Here is a 2,190-nt window from a genome sequence, read left to right as displayed (position 1 = left end):
GATCGTCTGCGCGAGCTGGTTGCCGCCACCGGCCAGTCGGTGCGCGCGCTGTTGCGCGAGAAGGGAACGCCCTTCGCGGCGCTGAAGCTCGATGAAGCGCATTGGACGGATGAGGCGTTGATCGACTTCATCGAGCTGCATCCCATCCTGCTGAATCGGCCCATCGTCGTCTCGCGACTGGGCACGGCGTTGTGCCGACCTTCGGAGAAAGTGCTCGCGCTGCTCCCCGTGGGCCAATTGCCGCCGTTCACGAAGGAAGATGGCGAGGTGGTGGTCGATGACGGCGTGCGTCGTCCGTAGCCAGAGTGCCCAGGCAAGCCCTGGGCATAGTCCATCGCTCGGCTCATGCATGGATCACGCCGTCCGGCCGACCCAGAAAGCGGAAAAGCCCTTGCAACTCATTGAGCTGCAAGGGCTTTTTGTTGGCGGAGTGGACGGGGCTCGAACCCGCGACCCCCGGCGTGACAGGCCGATGCATGAAGTGAGCATTGGCGCGGCCCCGGGCCTGAGTGGGCGTTCCAAAAGTCAGGCGTTTTTCACCGCTCCTGCCCGGTGGATGGAACGCATATTCCAAACACCCGGGGCGCTACCGGTAAGACGAGGAACCACCGAACAGGCACGTTCGCATCGTCGGGCACTTGTTTTGCCCCCTTCCTGCATGGAGACTCACGGCGAGAGTTGAAACGAAGTTTGCAGCAGCATCATTCCTTTGTGATCGATGGAGGTGAATGTGGAAAGTGCTTCGAAGCCTGCGGTGGTCGACACTGGCAGCGAGACAGTGCGATTTACCTTCACCGTCAACGGACAAGTCCTGCGGGGCATAGCGTCGCGCGAGTTCCTCGAAGACGAGTTTGGAGCAGGCACGGAACCTTCGGCCTGGCTAGCCGCCTACAACCAACACGCTGATCAAATCATCCAGTTGGCTACGGACCGATACGATGCGGAGAAAGTCTCCCCGGTCCTACTGCACTCGACGACCCGCGCGTAAGGCGTCGTAGGCAAACTTGTGGCCGATGTCTGAGCACGTAGAGGAGTGTTGTCCTACAAGCGGCCAGCCCCGACGGTGCAAAATGTTGCATCGCTCACAGGGCCACCATGCGCTCCGATCTCATCACTATCCTTGCCGAGCAGCAGGCCTTCGTGCTGCTCCTGAGCAGTCGCCTGCTGAACGACGCAGGGCAAGTCAACGGTCATACTTTCGACACTTTTGCGAGGGGTCTCTTTGCACACTTGTCGGTCCTCAGCAACGTCGTGATTCCGAATCTGCCTGATCGTGACGCTGGCTCGCGCCTCACATCTGCATCAGACCTCACCTCAAGCTCACTTGCGCACGCGGTGATGAAAATGCAATCGACTGGCCTCGCCTCCTCGGAAGTCACCTTGTTGACGGCATCGACGGCTGGATTGATCGCTGTCGAGCGCACGCTCATACCCCTGTCTGTGCTCGGCGTTTCGGCTGCTCGTCAACAGGAGCTGGGAGCATTGGCTGAGGAAGTGTTTGCGCGGACCGTTGGCCCCGAGGTAGATATATCGGCCGCCGCACTGGGAGCCGACCTCTCGCCTCCTTGACTACTTCACCGCCGGTGCCGGGCCAACGGTTCGGTCGCACTGTCCAACCGTGGCTTGATTCGAACTCGAACTGGTGCACATCACACAGACGGTTGGCGAATAGTTGGGAGCAGCCGTAGCGATCCAGAGCGCCGGACGTTTATCCGTAGGGCCCTGGTTCGAGCCCAGGTCGAGGAGCCAGTATTGACGGGGCCCGCAGCGATGCGGGCCCTTTGTCATAGGCGACCGATATGAGACGTTTATGAGACGCCGTCTCATATCCAGTAGTTCGCCGGCGGCCACGGACGCTGCGCGTGGCCGGCATGCCCTCTCCTCGCTCACCAATGGGGCACCCCAGCGGACGCGCGATCAGGCATCAGGATGCCGTGCGACCGTGAGCGTCTGGCCGTCCCATCTTGACGGCGGTCAGTTGCTCAAGTCTGCGGCGGAGTCCACCGATGAGGCAACAGCTCTTCGAGTCGGCTATTGGGCAGCATCGGCAGCCGCTCCAACACGTCACGCAAGTAGGCCCAGGGGTCATGCCCGTTCAGACGTGCTGACTGCACCAGGCTCATGATGATGGCCGCTCGCTGACCCGCCAGCTCGCTACCCACGAACTGCCATGCTTTGCGTCCCATCGCC

At 61.4% G+C, this 2,190-nt stretch carries 4 protein-coding genes; 3 read left to right on the top strand and 1 reads right to left on the bottom strand.

All coding sequences use genetic code 11. From position 1 onward, the window contains the following. The 3 genes from AC1DXV_RS34040 to AC1DXV_RS34030 form a co-directional block, all read left to right on the top strand. Positions 1-300, top strand: a 300-nt coding sequence (locus AC1DXV_RS34040) for an ArsC/Spx/MgsR family protein (RefSeq protein WP_477937975.1), incomplete at its 5' end; no start/stop codon positions are given. Positions 301-718: 418 nt separating this feature from the next. Next, positions 719-988: a DUF1488 family protein gene (locus AC1DXV_RS34035; protein WP_477873907.1), complete on the top strand. Its 270-nt coding sequence runs from the start codon at positions 719-721 to the stop codon at positions 986-988. A gap of 107 nt (positions 989-1,095) precedes the next feature. After that, positions 1,096-1,569 carry a hypothetical protein gene (locus tag AC1DXV_RS34030; RefSeq protein ID WP_477873906.1) on the top strand — a complete coding sequence of 158 codons (474 nt, stop codon included), beginning with the start codon at positions 1,096-1,098 and terminating at the stop codon, positions 1,567-1,569. A 413-nt stretch (positions 1,570-1,982) separates the two neighbouring features. On the opposite strand, the gene AC1DXV_RS34025 is transcribed toward AC1DXV_RS34030, so the two are convergent. Then, a partial coding sequence (locus AC1DXV_RS34025) for a transposase domain-containing protein (protein WP_477936853.1) occupies positions 1,983-2,190 on the bottom strand: 208 nt, incomplete at its 5' end.

This window comes from Rhizobacter sp. P3_C12 (assembly GCF_056402735.1).
The sequence above is the reverse complement of the archived record's forward strand: the minus strand, read 5'-3'. Positions and strand labels throughout refer to the sequence as shown.

Coding starts and splice junctions, on each gene's coding strand:
- AC1DXV_RS34035 (WP_477873907.1), top strand. CDS start 719: ATGGAGGTGAATGTGGAAAGTGCTTCGAAGCCTGCGGTGGTCGACACT.
- AC1DXV_RS34030 (WP_477873906.1), top strand. CDS start 1,096: ATGCGCTCCGATCTCATCACTATCCTTGCCGAGCAGCAGGCCTTCGTG.